Source organism: Mesorhizobium sp. 43Arga, assembly GCF_053714255.1.
Genome location: NZ_JBSKBO010000014.1, coordinates 20941 through 42134, shown reverse-complemented (window position 1 = coordinate 42134; position 21194 = coordinate 20941). Strand labels below are relative to the sequence as shown.

At 63.7% G+C, this 21194-nt stretch carries 19 protein-coding genes; 6 read left to right on the top strand and 13 right to left on the bottom strand.

Going from position 1 to position 21194, the window contains the following annotated elements:
• Positions 1-22: 22 nt before the first annotated feature.
• The 7 genes from ACWGS8_RS31530 to cpaB are packed head-to-tail and all read right to left on the bottom strand — an operon-like array spanning position 23 to position 7283.
• The gene (locus ACWGS8_RS31530) at positions 23-988 is read right to left on the bottom strand and encodes a type II secretion system F family protein (RefSeq protein WP_454584604.1); all 966 of its coding nucleotides are present in this window, start codon (positions 986-988) and stop codon (positions 23-25) included.
• A 1-nt stretch (position 989) separates the two neighbouring features.
• The gene (locus ACWGS8_RS31525; protein ID WP_454584603.1) at positions 990-1955 is read right to left on the bottom strand and encodes a type II secretion system F family protein; all 966 of its coding nucleotides are present in this window, start codon (positions 1953-1955) and stop codon (positions 990-992) included.
• A 4-nt stretch (positions 1956-1959) separates the two neighbouring features.
• Entirely contained in the window at positions 1960-3381 is a 1422-nt protein-coding gene (locus tag ACWGS8_RS31520) for a CpaF family protein (RefSeq protein ID WP_454584602.1), read from the bottom strand.
• Complete coding sequence (locus ACWGS8_RS31515) at positions 3378-4592, bottom strand: AAA family ATPase (RefSeq protein ID WP_095772792.1); 1215 nt, start codon at positions 4590-4592, stop codon at positions 3378-3380. Before ACWGS8_RS31515 ends, ACWGS8_RS31520 begins: the two co-directional genes overlap by 4 nt.
• Before the next feature lie 35 nt (positions 4593-4627).
• Positions 4628-4897: a hypothetical protein gene (locus tag ACWGS8_RS31510; RefSeq protein ID WP_454584601.1), complete on the bottom strand. Its 270-nt coding sequence runs from the start codon at positions 4895-4897 to the stop codon at positions 4628-4630.
• Between the two features lie 4 nt (positions 4898-4901).
• Positions 4902-6347 (bottom strand): type II and III secretion system protein family protein, encoded by a 1446-nt coding sequence (locus ACWGS8_RS31505; RefSeq protein ID WP_454584600.1) that lies wholly within the window; start codon positions 6345-6347, stop codon positions 4902-4904.
• 30 nt (positions 6348-6377) lie between these two features.
• The gene (gene cpaB / locus ACWGS8_RS31500; RefSeq protein WP_454584599.1) at positions 6378-7283 is read right to left on the bottom strand and encodes a Flp pilus assembly protein CpaB; all 906 of its coding nucleotides are present in this window, start codon (positions 7281-7283) and stop codon (positions 6378-6380) included.
• Positions 7284-7541: 258 nt separating this feature from the next.
• Between cpaB and parE the strand changes: the two genes are divergently transcribed.
• Both parE and ACWGS8_RS31490 read left to right on the top strand, forming a co-directional pair.
• The gene (parE, locus tag ACWGS8_RS31495; protein ID WP_454584598.1) at positions 7542-9599 is read left to right on the top strand and encodes a DNA topoisomerase IV subunit B; all 2058 of its coding nucleotides are present in this window, start codon (positions 7542-7544) and stop codon (positions 9597-9599) included.
• A gap of 44 nt (positions 9600-9643) precedes the next feature.
• Positions 9644-11710 carry an FUSC family protein gene (locus ACWGS8_RS31490; RefSeq protein ID WP_454584597.1) on the top strand — a complete coding sequence of 689 codons (2067 nt, stop codon included), beginning with the start codon at positions 9644-9646 and terminating at the stop codon, positions 11708-11710.
• Here the strand turns inward: ACWGS8_RS31490 and ACWGS8_RS31485 are convergent.
• The gene (locus tag ACWGS8_RS31485; RefSeq protein WP_454584596.1) at positions 11707-12831 is read right to left on the bottom strand and encodes a DUF2336 domain-containing protein; all 1125 of its coding nucleotides are present in this window, start codon (positions 12829-12831) and stop codon (positions 11707-11709) included. The two genes, ACWGS8_RS31490 and ACWGS8_RS31485, sit on opposite strands and share 4 nt — an antisense overlap.
• A 154-nt stretch (positions 12832-12985) precedes the next feature.
• On the opposite strand from ACWGS8_RS31485, the gene ACWGS8_RS31480 reads away from it, so the two are divergent.
• Together ACWGS8_RS31480 and ACWGS8_RS31475 are read left to right on the top strand one after the other, a co-directional pair.
• Complete coding sequence (locus ACWGS8_RS31480; protein WP_454584595.1) at positions 12986-13438, top strand: MaoC family dehydratase; 453 nt, start codon at positions 12986-12988, stop codon at positions 13436-13438.
• Positions 13438-14319 (top strand): HpcH/HpaI aldolase/citrate lyase family protein, encoded by an 882-nt coding sequence (locus ACWGS8_RS31475; RefSeq protein ID WP_454584594.1) that lies wholly within the window; start codon positions 13438-13440, stop codon positions 14317-14319. Before ACWGS8_RS31480 ends, ACWGS8_RS31475 begins: the two co-directional genes overlap by 1 nt.
• Positions 14320-14338: 19 nt before the next feature.
• On the opposite strand, the gene ACWGS8_RS31470 is transcribed toward ACWGS8_RS31475, so the two are convergent.
• Positions 14339-16240: a CASTOR/POLLUX-related putative ion channel gene (locus ACWGS8_RS31470; RefSeq protein WP_454584593.1), complete on the bottom strand. Its 1902-nt coding sequence runs from the start codon at positions 16238-16240 to the stop codon at positions 14339-14341.
• A 94-nt stretch (positions 16241-16334) separates the two neighbouring features.
• Positions 16335-17009, bottom strand: coding sequence for a methyltransferase family protein (locus ACWGS8_RS31465; protein WP_454584592.1), 675 nt, complete (start codon positions 17007-17009; stop codon positions 16335-16337).
• A gap of 143 nt (positions 17010-17152) precedes the next feature.
• On the opposite strand from ACWGS8_RS31465, the gene ACWGS8_RS31460 reads away from it, so the two are divergent.
• A complete protein-coding gene (locus ACWGS8_RS31460) occupies positions 17153-17863 on the top strand; it encodes a TetR/AcrR family transcriptional regulator (protein WP_454584591.1) in 711 nt (236 codons plus the stop codon).
• Positions 17864-17879: 16 nt separating this feature from the next.
• On the opposite strand, the gene ACWGS8_RS31455 is transcribed toward ACWGS8_RS31460, so the two are convergent.
• Positions 17880-18488, bottom strand: a complete 609-nt coding sequence (locus tag ACWGS8_RS31455) for a flavin reductase family protein (protein ID WP_454584590.1) — start codon at positions 18486-18488, stop codon at positions 17880-17882.
• Complete coding sequence (locus ACWGS8_RS31450) at positions 18489-19073, bottom strand: nitroreductase family protein (protein WP_454584589.1); 585 nt, start codon at positions 19071-19073, stop codon at positions 18489-18491.
• A 155-nt stretch (positions 19074-19228) separates the two neighbouring features.
• Here ACWGS8_RS31450 and ACWGS8_RS31445 point away from each other — a divergent pair, with 155 nt between their 5' ends.
• Positions 19229-20191, top strand: a complete 963-nt coding sequence (locus tag ACWGS8_RS31445) for a hypothetical protein (protein WP_454584588.1) — start codon at positions 19229-19231, stop codon at positions 20189-20191.
• Between the two features lie 23 nt (positions 20192-20214).
• Here ACWGS8_RS31445 and ACWGS8_RS31440 read toward each other — a convergent pair whose 3' ends face one another.
• The gene (locus ACWGS8_RS31440; protein ID WP_454584587.1) at positions 20215-21153 is read right to left on the bottom strand and encodes a lysophospholipid acyltransferase family protein; all 939 of its coding nucleotides are present in this window, start codon (positions 21151-21153) and stop codon (positions 20215-20217) included.
• Between the last annotated feature and the right edge of the window lie 41 nt (positions 21154-21194).

Sequence of the window (21194 nt, the reverse complement as noted above, 5' to 3'; positions counted from 1 at the left end):
CAGGCAGCCAGTCGGGCACATCCTAGTGGCTACCCGTCATTTTGACGATGATCGGGATGATCGCGATCATCAGCACCACCGGCAGGATGCATACCGTCACCGGTATCGACATCTTGGCCGGCAAGGCATGTGCCTTTTCCTCGGCCAGCGACATGCGCTTGTGGCGCATTTCGTCGGAGAAGACGCGTAGCGCGCCTGACAGGCTGGTGCCGAGTTCCTTCGACTGCTGCAGCAAAGTGGCGAAAGAACGAACCTCGTCCAGGCTGAGGCGGTCGGCGAGCGCCTTCAGCGCATCGTCGAGGCTGCGCCCGGCCCTCAGTTCCAGCGACACCAACTGCAAATTCTGGCTGAGCGCGGGATAGGTCTTGGCGAGTTCCTTCGAGACGCGCTCGATGCCGGCTTCCATGCTCATGCCGGCATCCGCGCAGACGATCATCAGATCCATGAAGTCGGGAAAGCCGTTGCGGTACTCGCGCATCTTTTCCCGCACCTGCTGGGTCAGCACCAGGCCGGGCAGGAAATAGCCGGCCACGCCCGACAGGATGACGAACGCCCAGCGGCTGGTCATCGTCGCTTCGGCGCTGGCCAGCCACTGGTTGAGGACAAAGGCGCCGATCGCGCAGCCGACCAGAGCGGAAAAGCGTATGATGAAGAACGTGCCGACGGCGCGCGGCTCCATATAACCGGCCTGGATCAGCTTCATGCGCAGCCGGGCGACATTTTCCGGATCGCTCTTGGCGTAGAATTCCTGCGCCCGCTTCACCGCCTTTTCGCGCACGACATTGGCGTTCTTCTTCTGCAGCGGCTCAGGCTTCGCCGTCAGGGCGCCATGGTCGACCTTGAGCCGGCGCTTCACGTCGTTGCGGTCGCCCTTCGCCGCCACCATCGGCCAGGCAACCGCGACGCTGCCCAGGGCCAGAAGCAGGATCGCCACCGGCATCAGGGAAGTCGGTGCGAGCGAGGCGAGGAATTCGATGAAGCCCTGCATGTCAGAACCTGAAATTCGACATCTTGAACATCATCAGATTGCCCAGCATCAGCCAGGTCACCGACCCACCGATCAGGTACCAGGTCTTCGGCTCGTCCCAGACATCGCGGTAGAAGCCCGGCATCAGCGCCATGATCGCGGCAAACAGCAGCGCCGGTATCGCCGTCAGGATGTAGGCCGACATGCGGCCTTCGGTCGAGATGGCGCGCACCTTGCGGCGCAGCTTGCCGCGCTCGCGGATCGTCAGCGCCAGGCCGTCGAGGATCTCGCGCAGATTGCCGCCCGAACTGGACTGGATGGAAACGGCGGTGATGAACAGCGGCAGATCCTCATGGCCGACCCTGTCGAACAGCGAATTCAATGCCGAGACCAGGTCGGAACCATAGGTCACCTCATCGGCGATGACGCCGAACTCGGTGCCGATCGGATCGGGCATTTCGCGCGACACCATGGCGATGGCCACCGGCACGGGATGACCGGCCTTGAGGCCGCGGGTGATCAACTCCAGTGCCTCGGGCAGCTGCATGCCAAAGCGCTTGAGCCGGCGCTTGCGCTTGGAGCGCATCACCATCACCGGCACCAGCGGTAGCAGCAAGACGAACAGGAGAAGCCCCATCAGCAGCGGCAAGCCATGCCAGATGGCGACAAGCGTCATGGCCATCGCCACGCCGGAGGTGATCATCAGGAATTTCGACAGCGGCATGACCATGCCCGACTGCGTGCGCAGCGCGCGGAACCGGTCCGGCGAAAACAGCGAGGTGCCCGCGTCGAGGCCGCGCTCCTTGCGCAGTTGGATCAGCACCTGCTCCTGGCTGATCTTGCTTTCCTGCAGCTTCATGCGCCGGTTGATGGCGGTGCGCTTGTCGCTGCGGCCGGCATAGAGGAGATAGCAGGCCTCGGCGATCATGATGCCGGTGAGGGCGGCCCCGGCATAGACGACATAGATTGCGCTCAGCCCGTCGAACACCTGGCTACTCCTGCGGCCGGCCGGGTTCGAAGTAGCGTCCGGGAAACTCGATGCCCATGGCGCGCAGATCCTCCAGGAAGCGCGGCCGGATGCCAGTCGCCTCGAAATAGCCGAGAATGCCGCCATCGGTGTCCATGCCGGTGCGCACGAAGCGGAAGATCTCCTGCATCTGGATGACGTCGCCTTCCATGCCGGTCACCTCGGCGACGCTCGTCACCTTGCGCTTGCCGTCGGAAAGCCGGGTCAGTTGCACGATGATGTCGATGGCGCTGGCGATCTGGCTGCGGATCGACTGCACCGTCATCGGCATGCCGGTCATGCCCAGCATCTGTTCGAGGCGCGAAATGGCATCGCGCGGCGTGTTGGCGTGGATGGTCGCCATCGACCCTTCATGGCCGGTGTTCATCGCCTGCAGCATGTCGAAAGCCTCCTCGCCGCGGCACTCGCCGAGGATGACGCGGTCGGGACGCATGCGCAGCGCATTCTTGACGAGATCGCGCTGCTTGAGTTCGCCATGACCCTCGATGTTGGCGGGACGCGTCTCCATGCGCGCCACATGCGGCTGCTGCAGCTGCAGTTCGGCCGCGTCCTCGATGGTGATCAGCCGCTCGTCTTCGGGAATAAAGGCCGACAGCGCGTTGAGCATCGTCGTCTTGCCGGTGCCGGTGCCGCCCGAAATGATCGTCGTCTTGCGGGCGTGGACGGCCGCCGCCAGCACCTCGGCCATGTTCTGGGTGATGGCGCCGAATTCGACCAGCTTGTGCAAGCCGAGCTTGTTCTTGGAGAATTTGCGGATCGACACCAGTGGCCCGTCGACGCCAACCGGGCGGATGGCCGCATTGAAGCGCGAGCCGTCCAGCATACGGGCATCGACCATCGGCTGCGATTCGTCGACGCGACGGCCAACCGCGGCGACGATTTTGTTAATAATTCTAAGCAGATGCGCCTCATCCTTGAACGGGATATGGACCTGCTGCAGCTTGCCCTTCTTTTCGATGAAGCAGTTCTGGTGGCCGTTGATCAGGATGTCGTTGATGTCGGGATCCTTGAGCAAGGGCTCGAGCGGGCCAAGACCGACCATCTCGTCGACGATATCGTCGACCAGCGCTTCGAGTTCGGCGGTGTTGATCGCCATCCGCTCCTGGCGGGTTTTTTCCGAAACGAAATCATGCACCTGACGGCGCATCTCCTCCTTGGGCAAACGCTCCAGCGCCACCAGGTTGATTTCCTCGAGCAGCATGCGGTGAATGCGCACGCGTGCATCGAGGACCTTGTTGGCGTTCTTTGCCGGCGCGACATCAGGCTTTGCCGGCAAGGCCTTCCGGCTGGTCGGGATGACGACCGCATGATGCGCGACCGGCGTTGACTCCGCCGGGCGCTGCGGACGCGCGTCGCGGTTCTGCAGGGTGGAAAAACGGCTGGTCATCCGGCCTTCCTCTTCAAGAAGCCCTTGCCGAGACCGAACAGCGACTTCGACTTGGCTCCGGTCGCGACCGCCTCCTCCGGCAGGATGATCTTCTTCAGATCGTTGACGACATTGGCATTGGGATCGATCTCGTGCAGCGGCACGCCGCGGTCAACCGCCTCGCGTACCAGCCGGTAGTTGTTGGCGATGCCGCCGACAAAATGCTCGCCAAGGATCTCCTGGACGTCCGCCTGCTTGATGCCGTTGTCGAACATCTTCTGCTCGAAACGGTTGACGATAACGTTCGGCTTCACTTCCTTGCCGGCGGTCTCGTAGACAGCCTGGATCAGCCTTTGCGTGTGGCGCAGGCACGGCACCGTCATTTCGGCGACGATATAGAGCTTGTTGGAGCCAAGCAGCACGGTCTCCGTCCAGGGAAACCAGGTGCGCGGCATGTCGATGACGACATTGTCGAAATAGGCCGAGACGAGGTCCAGCATGCGCACCACGACATCGGTCTTGAACGAGCGCATCTCCGCCGGATGCGTCGGTGCCGCCAGCACGCAAAGCCCGCTGGCATGCTTGGACAGCATCACGTCGAGCAATTGCCGGTCGAGACGTTCGGGCTGGTTTTCGATCTCGGTGATGTCGAAACGCGGCTCAAGGTCGAGATATTCAGCACAGGCGCCCTGCTGGAAATTGAGGTCGACCACGCAGGTCGAGGCGCCGCGCGTCACCGAGTGATGCAGCTGGAACGCGGTCTGCAGCGCCAGCGTCGTGGTGCCGACGCCGCCGGCGGCCGGCATGAAGGTGTAGATCTGCGATTCAGTGTTTTCCTCACGCCCCGGCCCTTGCAGGGCCCGCACCACCGAGCGCACCAGATCGGCCGTGGTGATCGGCTTGACCAGGAAGTCCGCGACCTTGAGCTGCACCAGGATGCGCACCGCGGCGGCGTTGAACTCCTGGGTGACGACAACCACCGGCGCCTTGCCCTCCAAACGGCGCATGACGCGCTGCAGCGACTCGACCTCCTCCAGTCTGGCCGCGTCCATGTCGACGATGATGGCGCCGAAGTCCGCCTCCTGAATCTCGCCGCGCAGTTCGGTGACATTCTTTTCCACCGTCGAGAGCTGGATGATCTCGGAGGCGGCGAATGCGGTCCGCGTGTCCTGCACGAAGGTCCTGTCCGTCGATACGAGCAGGATCTTCTTGGTCTTGATGCCGTTTGCCATTTTTGTCAGCCTGTGAGCGCGATCGCCCGTTGGGGTCAGTTGCCCGTGGTCTTCTGCGATGCCTTCGAAGCGGCGGCCTGATCGGGCGTAACCGGCACGGCATCGCCACGCTTGGCAGGCACGAGAAGCCTTGTGTTCTGGACGCCGTACTTCCAGGGATCGACCATCTGCATGACGGTGTTGGCGGCCTGGGCTTCGCCGGCGCCCGGCGTCGCCCCTTCGGTGCGCACGTAATCGTCGCTGGTGCAGCCGCCCGCCAAACCGGCAAGAAGCAGGGCGACACTCGATCTCAGGACCAGACGCATGGCTTCAGTCCTTCGGCAAGTCGAGGAAGTGCCCGACCGTGGTGGCGGGAGCGGTCCGTGTGGCGCTGCCATCGGCCAGCGCCAGCGCGCGGCCGGTGTCCGATGCCTTCACTTCCTCGGTGTTGTTGAGGAAATAGTCGACATTGCTGGCCGGCCGCGTGCCGTCGGTCGGCTCGACCATTTTCTTCGACGGATCGACCGGCTTGACCAGATAGGGCGTGACGATGATGACCAGATCGGTCTCGCGCCGCTGGTAGGATTTCGACGAGAACAGCGCCCCGAGCACCGGCATCTTTCCGAGGCCGGGAATGCGCGACGTGGTGATGTCGTTTTGCGACTGCAGCAGTCCGGCGATCATGAAGCTCTGGCCGTTCTTGAGATCGACCGAGGTCTTGGCGCGGCGCACGATGAAGCCCGGCACGGAGATCGTGCCGATGTTGTAGGAAGACGACGCATCGATGGAGGAGACTTCCGGCGCGATGTCGAGGCTGACCAGCCCGTCCTTGAGCACGGTCGGCGTGAAGTCCAGGCTGACGCCGTATTTCTTGTAGCTGACGGAGATCTTGCCGTTGTCTTCAGAGACCGGGATCGGGAATTCGCCGCCGGCCAGGAAGCTCGCCGTTTCGCCCGAGCGGGCGATAAGGTTCGGTTCCGCCAGCCGGCGGGCGAGGCCGCGCTCTTCCAGCGCCTTGATGGCGATATCGATCGACACGCCGTTCGACAGCAGCCGGCCGATGATTTCGCCCGTGCCGGCCGCCGGCACGGTTCCTGGGTCGAGCGAAACATCGCGCCCGCCGAAACCGTAGGCAAAATTGGCACTGTATTTGGCGCCCAGGTCCTGCCCCGCCTGGCGGTTGATCTCGACGAAGCGGACGTTGAGCTGAACCTGCTGCGACGACGAGATGTTGACCGAGTTGATCACTTCCTCGGTGCCTGAAAAGCGCGTTGCGATCTTGTTCGCCTTTTCAGCGGCGACCGCATCATCCGCTTCGCCCGACAGCACGACACGGCCATTGGCCGAACCGACCTTGATCTTGGCGTCCGGCACGCTGGCGCGGATGGTGCTGGCCAGTTGATCCGTGTCGAGCGTCACCTCGATGTCGACGGTGCCGACGAGCTGCTTCTTCTCGTCGAACAGCGCAATGCCGGTGGTGCCGAGATTGTTGCCGAGCACATAGAAGGATTTGTCGGTCAGTGGATTGACGTTGGCGATCTCGGGATCGCCGATGACGATCTGGTAGAAGGCGGCACTGGTCACGATCGTCTTGGGCTTGCCCTTGGCGACCTTGATCGACGCGTTCTTGGTCGCCGAGACATAGACGATGTCGTTGTCCGCCTTAGCCACGTCGGGCAAGGCGAGCATTGCGCCCGCAATGAGCGCGGCAGCCATCGCCAGAACGCGCGCAAAGCGCGATCGATCCATCATTCGATATAGGGTACGCATCAACATTGCCCTGTCCCGTCCGGTCCCCACCGGCTTTTACTTCTGGTCCCGCTCAGGAACCTGATATTCCTCGGCCTTCGTGCCGCGCGTCACGATGACCGTCTTGAATTTCGGCTTCTCCGGCTCCTTGGTCATAGCATCGAACAGCGAGCCGGCCGCGGCCTGAGCCTTGGCCGCCACCGATCCGCCAAAGGACGAGATGGTGGTGACGCCGTTCTTGAGGTCGCCGCCTTCGCTGGCGGAGCGCAGCGACAGCGACAGCGTGCCGACGGTGCGGGCAAGCGCCACTTTCTGCGCGCCTTCTGTCGTCACTTCGATGGTCACGGAATTCGTGATCTGCGGCGTCGTCTGGCGCTCGTCGGCACCCTGGCCGACACTCAGCACCTTGGCGTCGGCAACGACGATCTCTGAGGTGACGGTCGAACCGGCAGCACCTTGAGCGTTCTTGGCGACTTCCTGGATTTCGCCGGCATCGCGCGTCAGCACGACATCGACGCGGTCGCCCGGCGTGACGAAACCGCCGACACCGGCGATCTCGTCGGTGCGGATGGTCACCGCCCGCATTCCGGGCGTCAGCATGTTGGAGAGCGTCGCGCGCCCGTTCGGCCCCGACAGCTTGGTCAGCAGCACCGGTTCGTTGACCTCTATCGGCGACAGCACGATGCGATCGCCCTCGCCGAGCAATCCGTCGATGGTGGCAAAGGCGCCTTGCGGCAGTGAATCCTGCGGCCACGGGATTTGGACCAGCTTGGCGCGGTCGAGTTCCTGGCCGTAGCGCAGAGGCGCTTTCGCCACGACGATGGTCTTGAACTCGATCCTGGGCGCTACCGGAGCGGTCATCGACGCCGTCTTCTCCTCGGCATCGGCCTTGGCCTGGCTCTTGACCCAGAAATCCGCGGCAAAGATCGAGATCGCGCCGAAAACGGCGGCGATACCTATCATCGTTATGGCCTTGCCCCTCACGCCGAAAACCCCTGATGCCCGTCGTTTCTTATTATGTTGGGCTCACGCTAGGCCGCTTTGTTAAAGAATCAGGAATGTAGAACGGTGGTATTGGACCTATTTCCGCCCGCTTGGTTATCGAATGGTTTTAGGATAAGACGGGTCAAATCCCCGAACGTAACAGGAACCTCCGTCGCTTGGCGCCCGAAAGCATGGCAGTATCGACGGGTGATTCGCAGCACCGGACCTATGGCAGGCATGGACGACAACAACGATCTCTTCGGCAATATGGACAAGCAGCCGCAGCCGGTTCGCACACCGGCCCGCCCGGCCGACCCGCTTGTGCAGGCTGCAGCCAAGCGCCCGGCCGCGACCAGGGATGGCAGCGAGGGCTATAGCGCCGCCGACATCGAGGTGCTCGAAGGCCTGGAGCCGGTGCGCCGCAGGCCAGGCATGTATATTGGCGGCACCGACGACAAGGCGATGCACCACCTGTTCGCCGAGGTCATCGACAATTCGATGGACGAGGCGGTTGCCGGCCATGCCACCTTCATCGATGTCGAGCTTTCGGCCGACGGGTTTCTGACCGTTACCGACAATGGCCGCGGCATCCCGGTCGATCCGCATCCGAAATTCAAGAAGCCGGCGCTCGAAGTCATCATGACGACGCTGCATTCGGGCGGCAAATTCGACTCCAAGGTCTACGAAACCTCCGGCGGCCTGCACGGCGTCGGCGTTTCCGTGGTCAACGCGCTGTCGGATCATCTCGAGGTCGAGGTCGCGCGCGGCCGCCAGCTTTATCGCCAACGCTTTTCGCGCGGCATACCGGTAAGCGGCCTGGAGCAGCTTGGCGAAGTTCACAACCGGCGCGGAACGAAAATCCGCTTCCATCCCGACGAGCAGATCTTCGGCAAGGGCGCGGCCTTCGAACCGGCGCGGCTCTACCGCATGACGCGCTCGAAAGCCTATCTGTTCGGCGGCGTCGAAATCCGCTGGACCTGCGATCCCTCGCTGATCAAGGAAAAGGACCAGACGCCGGCCAAGGCGGAGTTTCATTTCCCTGGCGGCCTGAAGGACTATCTCAAGGCATCGCTCGGCGACGACTTTCAGGTGACGCGGGAAATCTTCGCGGGAAAAAGCGAAAAGCAAGGCGGCCATGGCTCGCTCGAATGGGCGGTGACCTGGTTCGGCGGCGACGGCTTCATCAATTCCTACTGTAACACCATCCCGACCGGCGAAGGCGGCACCCACGAGGCCGGCTTCCGCAACGTGCTGACCCGCGGCTTGCGAGCCTATGCCGATCTGGTCGGCAACAAGCGCGCCTCAATCGTCACCTCCGAAGACGTCATGATCTCGGCGGCCGGCATGCTGTCGGTGTTCATCCGCGAGCCCGAATTCGTCGGCCAGACCAAGGACCGGCTGGCGACGATCGAGGCAATCCGCATTGTCGAGACCGCGATCCGCGATCCGTTCGACCATTGGCTCGCCGACAATCCGCAGGAGGCCTCAAAGCTGCTGGAATGGGTGATCGCGCGCGCCGACGAGCGGGTGCGCCGACGCCAGGAAAAGGAAGTGTCGCGCAAGAGCGCGGTGCGCAAATTGCGCCTGCCGGGCAAGCTCGCCGACTGCACGCAGAATGCGGCGGCCGGCGCCGAACTGTTCATCGTCGAAGGTGACTCGGCCGGCGGCTCGGCCAAGCAGGCACGCGACCGCGCCAGCCAGGCGGTGTTGCCGTTGCGCGGAAAAATCCTCAATGTGGCCAGTGCCGGCAATGATAAGCTGGCCGCCAACCAGCAGATATCGGACCTGATCCAGGCGCTCGGTTGCGGTACGCGCTCAAAATACCGCGACGAGGATTTGCGCTACGACCGCGTGATCATCATGACCGACGCCGACGTCGACGGCGCCCATATCGCCTCGTTGCTGATCACCTTCTTCTACCAGGAAATGCCGGCGCTGGTGCGCGGCGGCCATCTCTATCTGGCGGTGCCGCCGCTTTACTCGATCCGGCAAGGCGGCAAGGTCGCCTACGCTCGCGACGACGCGCACAAGGACGAGCTCCTGCGCACCGAATTCACCGGGCGCGGCAAGGTCGAGCTCGGCCGCTTCAAGGGCCTGGGCGAGATGATGGCCTCGCAGCTCAAGGAAACCACAATGGATCCGAGGAAGCGCACGCTTCTGCGGGTCGATGTGATCGACGCCGAGGCGGCGACCAAGGACGCGGTCGACGCGCTGATGGGCACCAAGCCGGAAGCCCGCTTCCGCTTCATCCAGGAACGTGCCGAATTCGCCGAAACGGAAGTGCTGGATATCTAGCCGCTGGCCAGTTTAGCTTGCGCTTCCGATATGGAGACCGGCATGTGACCTGGGCGCGGCTGAAAGCCTATTTCGAGACGAGCCTGGCCGGGTTGACACAGCCGACGCGCTCGGACTGGATTTTCGCCCTGCGCACCGTTTCGGCCGGCCTGATCGCGCTGCTCTCCGCCTATGCCCTCAAGCTCGACCACCCGCAATGGGCGATGATGACGGTGTTCATCGTCGCCCAGCCGGTCGCGGGCATGGTACTGGCCAAGGGTTTCTACCGTTTGCTCGGTACGCTGGCGGGCGGGCTGGCGGCGATCGGCATCACCACGGTCTTCGGCACCAACCCATGGGTTCTGGTGACGGTGCTCGCCGCCTGGATCGGCATCTGCACCTTCGTTTCCTCATTGCTGCGCAATCCCGAAGCCTATGGTGCGGCACTTGCCGGCTACACGGCGATGATCATCGGCCTGCCTGCCTTTGGACAGCCGCATCTGGTCGTCGACCTCGCTGTCGCCCGTTGCGCGGAAATCGTGCTTGGCATCGTCTGCGCCGGCGTGACCAGCCGGCTGATCCTGCCGAAACTGGCCAGCGATGCCATCATCTCGCGGCTGAAACGCTGCATTCTCGACCTTGCCACCTACGCCGCGGGAGCCTTCTCGGGAGGTGATACAGCGACACTTTCGGCACTGCATCGCAAACTCGTCGCGGACACCCAGACACTCGGCGAAATGCGCGCCTATGCCAGGCTGGAAGCGCCGAGTTTCGCGCCGAGAGCCCATCCGGTCCGGCGCACCATCGGACAATTGCTCTCCGCCCTGTCGGCGGCTCGCACGCTGCATTCTCACGCCGCTCCAAAGAACGCCGCCCTCATCCCGGTGCGGTCGGAATTGCAGGCCCTTGTCAGCGATTTGGCGGCAAAGCCCGGCGCACTGGACGATACGGCACCCTGGGTGGAACAGCTCGACGCGATCGCGGTCGAGGCCCGGCAGATGCCCGATGCCTCGGTCGACCAGGGCGACGACAGGGTCGGCACAATCACCCGCCTCACCATAGCCGCCGATTTCGCCGAGGCGCTCAAGCAGGTGCTGCGCGGTCTCGACGCCTTGCGCACCCCCGTCACACGTACCGGCCGCGGCAGCCGGCAGCCTGCGCTGGTGGTGCACCGCGACTACCCCGGCGCATCGCGCAATGCCGTTCGTGCCGCCCTTGCCCCCTTGCTGGTCGCGGCCTTCTGGCTGACGACGAAATGGTCCGAAGCGGCAGGCACGGTCATTCTCGTTGCCGTCGTATCCAGCCTTTTCGCCGCTCGACCCGATCCGGTGCAGGTGTCCTGGGGCTTCTTCAAGGGAACGCTGCTGGCCTTGCCCTTTGCCTTTCTCATCGGCCAGATCGCATTGCCTGCTTTGCCGGGCTTCGGCTGGTTCGTGCTGTTTGTCGTGCCGATCCTGGTGCCGACGGCACTGGGCATGGCCAATCCGCGCTATGTCGGCATCGCCACGGCCTTCGCCATCAACTTCCTCGCTTTCCTCAGCCCGCATCAGGCGATGACCTACGATCCTGGCCCGTTCTTCGCCGGCTCGGCGTCGGTGCTGGTTGGCATCCTGCTGGCGATTGGCGTCTTCATTGTCGTGCTGCCTGCCGATCCGTGGCTCGCGGCAAACCGGATCGTGCGGGCCATGCGCGAGGATTTGGCAAGGCTTTGCCTGCACGAGCGCGTGCCGAGGCGTTCGGCCTTCGAGAGCCTCGCCTATGACCGCATCAACCAACTGATGCCGCTGGTGCAGAATTCCGGCAGGAAGGGCGAGGCGGTGTTGGGCGGCGGCGTTGCCGCCGTGACGGTCGGCCTGGAGATCCTGCGGCTGCGCGGTTCAAGCCAAGACCATGCCATCCCGTCGGAAACCACGGTTTCGATCGCCAATTTTCTGAGAGGGCTGGCGCGCGAACTGCTGTTCCGCGCCCCCGGCGATCCGCAGACAGCCACCATCGCTGTCGCCCGGCAGTATGCGGCGGGCATCGCCCAGCGAAACGCCCCCGGCGACATGCTGCAGATCGCGGCATCCCTGCGCATCATTGCCGCCGCGATGGAGGATTTTCCGGACTTTTTTGCAAAAGACCGAGGTTAGGCCGCCGCTATCGCCAGCGCATGACCCCGCGCGTTCTCGCGCAGCGCGTCGAGATGGATCGACTTGACCAGGGCCGCGAGATCGCCTTCCGCGGATTGCCCGCCCAATTCCTTGAGCATCAGCCAGCTGACTTCCTGTACGCCGGCGACGCGCTTGCCATTGGCGACCTCGCGCCAGATCTTCAGCGCACGCAAGATGATCGCATGCGTAGCGACAGCCAGGCCGGCGCTGCGGAACAGCGCCTGCAAGGCCACATCGTTGCCGCCGGCCAGCAGCGCCCTCACCCGCGGTTCGGATTGCTGGCCGAGTGCCACCAGTGTGGAGCCGAAGAAATCGACCTTGCCATGCGCTATGGTGCGGATGAGGAAGCTCGCGGTGAGATCGCCGCGCAGCCTGAGATGCTCGATCAGCGCGGCATGTTCTTCCTGGCGCGTGCCCTCGATCAGCGTCACCGAGGCCTTGACGCAGGCGTCCCGCAGGACGCGATCGGCCCGCGCGGCGCCCATCAACGCCATGACCAGCGGCGATGTCTTCAACGTCTCGCCGAGCTTTATCAGCAGCATGTGCCGGCAGTCGGCCGGCAGCCTGATGTCCGATATCAGCGCCTCGCGCACCTGCGGCAGATGCCCATGGCGTTCAGCCATGCGGCGGAAGCTCAGCGAAGCGATGCTGGCGCCGCTGTTGGCGAGCAGGACGGCGCAGGCTTCCGCCTCGCCGATCTCGGCGATGGCCGCCGACAGCGCCATCGAGACGACAGGACGGTCGGCGATCAGCTTCTGCGTTGCCTTCTGGCTGGCCGCCACGCGGTTGATCAGATCGGCATCGGTAAGCAGCGGCGAACGCGCCAGCACCACGCCGGCGACTTCCGGCTGGTCGGACGCCAGTGCGCTGATGATCTGCAGCGGCGCGTGATGGCTCATCGAGAGCGCTTCGGCCATCGCCAGCCGCACTTTCGACGAAGCATCGTCGAGCAGCAGCGTCAGCGCCGCTTCCGCCGCACAGCGGTCCTCGAACGGCAATTCGGAATTGACATAGGCCCGGGCCAGCGCATTGGCCGCGGCGGCGCGCTCGGACACTCTTGCCGTGTAGATCCATTTCAGGAAATGCGAAACAACAACCATGCCCGTCTGCTTACGCCCCTTGCCGGAAGGTTTCCGGCCCCGCTGAAGACGGTAGGCAGAAATGGTTTACGAACGGTTCACCATGTTCATTAACTGGCTTGCGAGCGCTGGATGCAGCGCCTATCAACCGTCAATCAGCGCAGGAGACTGAAAAATGGCAGGCCTATATCTCGATGAGTTTGTCATCGGCCATGTCTTCCAGCACACGCTTCGCAAGACCGTGACCGAGAGCGACAACATGCTTTTTTCGGTGATGACGCTGAACCCGCAGCCGCTGCATATCGATTTCGATTTCGCCGCCAGGAGCGAATGGGGCAAGCCGCTGGTCAATTCGCTGTTCACGCTTGGCCTGATGATCGGCATTTCGGTCAACGACATCACGGTCGGCACGACGGTCGCCAATCTCGGCATGAAGGAAACCACCTTTCCGCATCCGGTCTTCCATGGCGACACCATCCGCGTCGAGACCACGGTCATCTCGGTGCGCGAGTCCAAATCAAAGCCCGATCGCGGCATCGTCGAATTCGAACACCGCGCCTACAACCAGAATGGCGACCTGGTCGCCAAATGCGTCAGGCAAGCGATGATGCTGAAAAAGGCCGCCTGATGCGCTCGCTGCTGTTCGTTCCCGGCGATTCCGAGCGCAAGCTGGAAAAGGGTTTTGGGGCCGGCGCCGACGTGGTGATTATCGACCTCGAGGATTCCGTGGCGCCGCAGAACAAGGCAGCCGCGCGAGACATTGCGGCACGCGTTATCACCGAACACAGGGGGCAAACCAGCGCGGCCATCTACATCAGGGTCAACGACCTCTCGACCGTGTTGACGGATGACGATCTTGCCGCGCTCGTTCCGGCAAAGCCTGACGGCATCATGCTGCCGAAGTCCAACAGCGGCCAGGATGTGCAACAGCTCTCGGCAAAACTCAGGGTGCACGAGGCCGAGAATGGCTTGGCCGACGGCTCGATCAGGATCCTGCCGATCATCTCCGAAACCCCGGCGGGTGTGCTCGCCGCCGCGACCTATGCCGGCGCAAGCGCGCGGCTCGCCGGCCTCACCTGGGGCGCGGAAGACCTCTCGGCGGCCATCGGCGCGCGCGCGGCCCGCGACGAGCACGGCCGCTATACCGACGTGTTCCGCCACGCCCGCCTGACGACCATCCTGGCGGCGGGTGCCGCCGAGGTTGCGGCGATCGACACCGTCTTCCCGAACTTTCGCGACATGGCGGCCTTCGCGGCGGAATGCGCGGAGGCCGAGCGCGACGGCTTCACCGGCAAGATGGCGATCCACCCCGACCAGGTGCCCGTCATCAACACCGCCTTCACGCCCTCGGCCGAGGCGGTGAAACAATCGGCGGCGATCGTCGCGGCGTTCGAGGCCGCCGGGAATCCCGGCGTCGTCGGCATTGACGGCAAGATGTTCGACCGCCCGCATCTGCGGCTGGCCGAACGGCTGCTGGCACGCGCCAGGGCAGCCGGGATCTCCGTTTAGTCTGGCGAGCCTTTGCTCGTCAGTCCGGCGCCAGGACGATGATCCGGTCCTCCGGCAGATAGGCCAGCGCTTCCGATCTCAAAGGATTGACGGTGACGCCGCCCAGCGCCCGCTGGTCGGCATCTCCGGCGCGGAGGCGCCGGTACCCTATGGCGATCTCGCCGCGCAGCCGCGCCGATTCCGCGATCGTCCAGAAGCTCAAGGGTTGGTCGATGGCGACATAGTCGGCGACCGGACGCATGTAGATTTCGGAGCCTTGCTCGTCGAGCAAATCATCGAAGATCGCGGCGAGATACTGGTTCTCGGACGCCTGCGCCAGCATCAGGCTGACCAGCCGGTTGCTGACGACGAAATCATCGGCCTTGGTCACCGCCGCAAGCTCGCGGTTGCGCACGTCGATCATCTCGCTGACGATGGAGATGTGCAGGCCGGCATCATCGGCGATCTTGCGCAGATGCAGCAGCGTCACCAGCGTGCGCGTGTCGGCCGGCTGCGCCGCCATTGTTTCGCTGTAGCCGAGGACGAGCACGTGGTCGTAGGAAGGCACATCCAGGCTCGCCAGCGCCGTGCTGCTCGAGGTGTCGGTGATGCGGCAGGAGACCGACAGATTGTCGCCGGCAACCGGCAGTCCGGCAACCTCCTGCTCAAGGCCAGGCGTATCGGCGGCGATGGTCAGGATCGAACCAGCAGCGACGTAGCGCGACAGTTCATAAGTGATGATCGGACCGCGCCGGTTCCAGCCGAGTATCAGCGTGCGCTCCGGCTTCGCCTCAACGGACCGCGGGCCACGAATCGCTGCCGTATCGATCTTGATCCCAACGCTTCCGAGCCTGATCGCGGCATCGTCCTCGGCGATGATGATGGCGCGCATGTCCTTGCCGATCACCAGTTCCGACGGAGGGTTGAGATTGACGCGCCCCTCCTGGTCACAAAGCCCGATCAGCGCGCAGTGCTCATAGGCCATCACCGCCTCGCCGAAGGTCTTGCCGGCGAGTCCTGGCTGCGCTGTCGTGTAGATCTCGCAGCCGTCGAAATCGAGCAGTTCCGAATAGACGCCGCTGAGACCCGACTGCCGGCTCGAATGCACGACGATGCGCGAGATCAATTGGTCGGCCAGCACGAGCTGCACCTCGGCCCCGCCGACGACGCGGGCGACCTCGGCATTCTTGCCGTCGCGGATCTCGGCGGCGATGTTGTAGGGATCGGCGCGCCGGCTCGGGTCGTTGACCAGCGCCAGCACCGTCTTGATGACCTGCGAATCCGGATCGTCGCCGTCCGGCGACAGCACGATGACCGACCGCGAGGTCTGCGGATTGACGATGGCGAGATCATAGAGATCGGTCGGGTCGCCGCTGCGGCAGATGATGCGCGTGTTGCCCAGTTTGCCGACCTTGGCCGCGATCTCGTCCTCCATCGCGACCTTGTCCATATTGGCCATGACGACGATGCGCGGACGGCGGCGGCTGGCATTGGCGATGACGAGTTCGGAAATCACATCGAAGATCGACGGCGACCAGTTGAGGATGATTGTGTGGTCGCTCTCCAGCACCCGAGAACGGCCCTTGCGCAATTCATCGAGCTTGCCGTCGACGCCGGCGCTGAGCACGCCGATAAGCGCCGACACGACGAAGATGCCGGCGAGCGTGACGACCAGCATGACGAGGCGGAAGGCCCAACCGGTGTCGCCGCCCATCGTGCCGGAATCGAGCGTGCGCATCAGCGATTCCCAGAACGCTTCGAAAAAGCTCAGCGGCTCGCCGCCCTCCGGTGCGATGCGGGTCACGGCAAGGAAAGCCGCGGCGGCGATGATGATCAGCAGGGAAACGACTGCAAGCCAGCCGATCAGCGCGATCGGGCCGGCGGCCATGCTCTTGTCGAAGCCGTAGCGCAGCCGGGTTCCCAGCGAGTCGCGTTTCTTCATGCCAGTGGTGCCCCCGCACTATCCCCAAGGTCGATGTGCCAACCCTATCGCATCGCCGAAGCCGCTCTCCTGATGCACCGGTCTGGCGCGGCGGCTACCAGACCATCGGGATCAGGCGATAGCGCACCCGGGTTGCGTAATCGTCATAGCCGCGCAGGCCGGTACGCAGGGTTTTTTCCTCGATGAAGGTGCGGATGGCCAGGAGAACGATGAACACGAGCACCGATGCCAGCCCCCACCAGGAACCAAGCAGGAGCGCCGTGCCGGCGAAGAAGAGGATGGCGCCGGCATACATCGGGTGGCGAACGTAGCTGTAAGGTCCCGTGGTGATCACGCGCTGTCCGCGCTCGTCCTGGATCTTCACCACCGGTGCGGCGAAACTGTTCTCCAGCATGGTCAGGTAGCAGATCCAGATTCCGACCAGCAGGACCAGCGCGCCGACCGCCTGCGCCCAGAAGGGGACCGCCGACCATCTGAAACGGAAGTCGAATCCCATGAAGCTCAGCCAGCCGAAGATGCCGATGAGAAGTATGGAGAGCAGGACCTTGTCGGCGGCGGTCTGATTCTTCTGGATGGGAGGGCTCAGCCGCTCATTCATCAGGCCGGGATCGCGCCGCGCCAGCGTCACGCCCATGGTGAGGCTGAGCCCCACCATCACCACCAGATAGACCCAGGCTCCTGGCCAGGCAAAGGTGCCCGCCGACAGGAAGAGCAAGGCACCCATGGCACCGAACCAGATGAACGTCTGAAGAAGCAATTTCGCGATCACGATTGGCCTTCCACGTTATGGCCCTCGCCGCATCGGCCAAAACAGACCAATAGTCTATCATACCGACCAGTGGTCTGTATTTCAAGCGGACTATCTGATATCCGTGCTGGACGGGAACGGCCGTCGCGTGCAGAAGTTTCGCCATGCCCCGTGTCATCAAGCATCCAGAGATCAGACGAGAAGACATTCTGGACCATGCCCAGACGCTGTTCCTGACGCAGGGCTACGACAGAGCGAGCCTCAATGACGTGATAGCCTCCGCCGGCATCTCGAAAGGCGCCTTCTATCACTACTTCGCCTCCAAGGAGGCTCTTCTCGAAGCCTTGGCCGACCGATTCGCGAGACAGGCGCTGGCAGGCGTCCAGGGTGTAGTCGACGATCCCGGCCTCGATCCGCTTGGCCGCCTGAACGGCCTGCTCAGCCAGTCGCGACAGGCCAAGATCGAGACCGCGGCGGAGGCCTGGGCTCTTTTCGAAACGATGTTTCGGCCGGAGAATCTGGTGCTTTTCCACCGCATCAACCTGGCGGCCAACGCGTCGTTTTCGCCCCTGCTGGTCAGGATCATCCGGCAAGGTGTCGAAGATGGCACCTTCAGGACCTTCGATCCCGAGGGTGTCGCCGACATCGTCATGCAGTTCGGTCTGGCCACGCATGATGTCGTCGCCAAGGCGATCGACGGCGACAGCGACGCCGACATGGAGGTCGCGATCGAAGTCCTGGAAAAACGCGTCAGGCTCTACGAAATCGCTCTCGACCGCATACTCGGCCTTCCCGACGGCAGCATTCGGATCGGAGAGCCCGGCTATATCAGGGCCGTCATGACAGCCCGGAGGAAAGCCGACAAGGCGCGGTGATCTGCCAGGTCTGAACCTACTCCTTGCCCCAGCGTGGCCGGCGCATCGAAAAGACTTCGTTCACGCTGGCGTAGTCCATGTAGCCGAGACGAGCCACATTGCCGGCCTTGGTGATGTCGAACAGCTCGTCCTTCAGGAAAGCGTCGTCAATGTGCACGCCGACCACCTCACCGGCGACAACGACGGCGCTCGTCGGCGTTCCGTCCAGCGCCTTCGGGCGAAACACCTCCGTCACCCGGCATTCCAGCGCGGCAGGCGCGGCCGCCACGCGCGGCGGTCTGACGAGACGCGAAGGCGCCATGGCGAGATCGGCATAGACGAATTCGTTGACACCGCGCGGCGCGTTGACGGACGTATAATTCATCTTCTCCGCAAGATCGCGGCTGACCAGATTGGCAACGAACTCGCCGGTCTCCTGGGCAAAGGAGGCGCTGTCCTTCTCGCCCTCCGAGGAGAACCAGACGATGAAGGGCCGCGTCGAAACGGTGTTGAAGAAGGAGTATGGCGCCAGGTTGATCTCGCCTGCCCCATTCAGCGCCGATATCCAGCCGATCGGCCGCGGCGCCACGATCGCCTTCGACGGATCATGCGGCAGCCCGTGCCCCTTCGACGGTTCGTAGAACATTCAGTCCGCCCAGGGTCCCGAGTAGTCGGCATAGAGCCTTGCCGGATCGGGCCGTGGCCGCTCCGGCGCCGGGCCGGCATAAGAGCCGATATGGACGAAACCGACGACGCGCTCCTGCGGCGCCAGCCCAAGGAGCGCCCTGCCCTCCGGAACGTCGGAATACCAGTTGCTGATCATGTTTGTGCCATAGCCCAGCGCATTGGCTGCGATCATCAGGTTCATCGCCGCCATGCCGCCGGACAGGAACATCTCCCATTGCGGGATCTTGGGGTTCTCTTTCGGCACCGACACCACGCCGATCACCAGCGGCGCACGGGAAAAGCGCGCCAGTTCCTGGTTGCGGCGGCCCTCGGGCAGTGGCCCCTCCCGCTGTTCGGCAAGCGCTGCCAGCTTTTTGCCGATCTCGATGCGGACATCGCCGCGATAGAGGACGAAGCGCCAGGGTTCGAGCCGGCCATGGTCAGGTACGCGCGTGGCGGCGGCGATCATCGTTGCGATATCGGCGTCGCTTGGCGCCGGCTCCTTGAGGTCGGGAATCGGCGCTGAATTTCGCGTCAGCAGGAAGTCGATGATCGGCGACGCCATGGGCGCTGGTCTCCTGAACACTCTGTTTTGAGCTGAAGCGCACCATCGGGAATTCGGGCGGCTCGGGCAAAGGCGCGCAAGCGCCGGGCTGAAGAGTCTATGCATTGGACTCTTAAGCCTTGAAATTGCCACCGCCTTGGGCTTCAACGCAAGGCATGTTTGAGGGGCGACTGCGTCTTTTCCTGGTCTGGCTCTGTGCCGCGCTGTTCCTGCTGCCGGTCTCCCTGGCTGCTGCGCAGGAAAAGGACGGCGTGGGCGACCTGAAACTCCCCGGAATTTCGAGCTATGCGAAGCCCAAGAGCGAAACCCCGCTAGCGCTTGGCGGCGGTGGCGCTATCACTTTGTCGGCCCAGCTGACCGACAAGGGCACCGACATCACCCGCGGCCTCGTCTGGCGTGTCTTCAAGCCTGAACCCGTCAACGGCAAATTGCCGATGGTCGCCTCCGCGCATGGCGGCAGCGCCGTGTTCCAGCTCGAGCCCGGCAGCTATCTGGTGCATGCCTCCTATGGCCGCGCCGGCGCCACCAAGCGCATCACTGTCGGCAAGGAAGCCAAGCGTGAAAGCCTCGTGCTCGATGCCGGCGGCCTGAAGCTCGACGCGGTTCTGTCAGGCGGCGTGCGCATTCCCCCGAAAAAACTGCGCTTCTCGATCTATGAGGGTACCGCCGCTGCCAATGGCGACCGCGCGCTGATCATTCCCGATGTCGAGCCCAACAGCGTCGTGCGGCTCAATGCCGGCATCTACCACATCGTGTCGACCTATGGCGCGGTCAATGCAGTCATTCGCTCCGACATCCGCGTCGAGGCCGGCAAGCTGACCGAAGCCACCGTCGAGCATCACGCCGCCGAGATCACGATGAAGCTGGTGCGCGAAGCCGGTGGCGAAGCCATCGCCGACACGTCCTGGTCGCTGCTCAACGAATCCGGCGATCCGATCAAGGAGACCGTCGGCGCCTTCGCCTCGATGGTGCTTGCCGAGGGCGACTACACCATCATCGCCAAGAACCGCGACCGCATCTACCAGAAGGATTTCACGGTCGTGGCCGGGCAGAACCAGGAAATCGAGGTTCTGGCGATCGAAGCCGCGGCCATGGACCCCGAAGAAGGGGCGGATTAGCCCCTGCTGCGAATCTCCAACTTTCAGGCAGCCAGCTTGGTACGTGCCGGCAGGAAAGGAATCCGTCGGCGCGGCACTTGCGGCGCCAGGTCGAACACGCCGCGGTAAAGCCGCTCGAGCAATGCCTTGCGGTCGCGCAGCGGCTCCAGCTCGCTCCAGCTCAGCACATCGCCGACGCGCACGTCGATCGCCTTGCCGGAAAGCCGCGCGAATTCGTGGATGAGCATCGAGAGGCGCAGCGTCAGCGAAGCCTTACCGACGAATTTGGCCACGCGGCCATCGCGCTCGGCCATGTTCATCGGCCCGCTAACCAGATGGAACAGGCGACCGTTTTGTCCGGAAAAATGCATCGGAATGACGGACGCCTTCGCATCCTGCACCAGACGCGCCGGGAACATCTTCCATGGCAGGTCACGCGCCCGGCCAAAACCTTTCGGCGCGGTGGCGACGCCGCCGGCGGGAAACACCACGATGGTGACGCCCTCCTTCAGCAGCCGCACAGCCTCGTGGCGCACGGCCATATTGTTCTTCAGTGCGTCCTTGGTCTCGGAAAAGTCGATCGGCAGCGAATAGGGCTCCATCTCGCGGATCTTGAGCAGATCCTTGTGGATCATCACCCGGAACGGCCGCCCGAGCTGCTCCACCAGCGACAGCACGGCAATGCCGTCGCCGATGCCGAACGGATGGTTGGCCACGATCACCAGCGGTGTGTCCGGCAATGGCGTGGGCGGCCACTGGTCGGCGGTCCGTATCCGCACATCGATAAGGTCGAGCATGCGGCTGAACACGCGCTCGCCTGTCGGCACCACCTGGCGGCGCCAGAAATCATAGAGCGCGGCATAGCGATCGCGCCCCGACAGGCCTTCAATGGAATGGATGACCCAGCGCGTCAGCGCCGGCTGTCGCGGATTGGCATAGGAAAGCTCGGGAAACGGTTTTTCGCGCGTCTTCAGCTTGAGCATGAGGGCTCGTTACAAGGTTGGCGTGACAGGGATATGAAAAT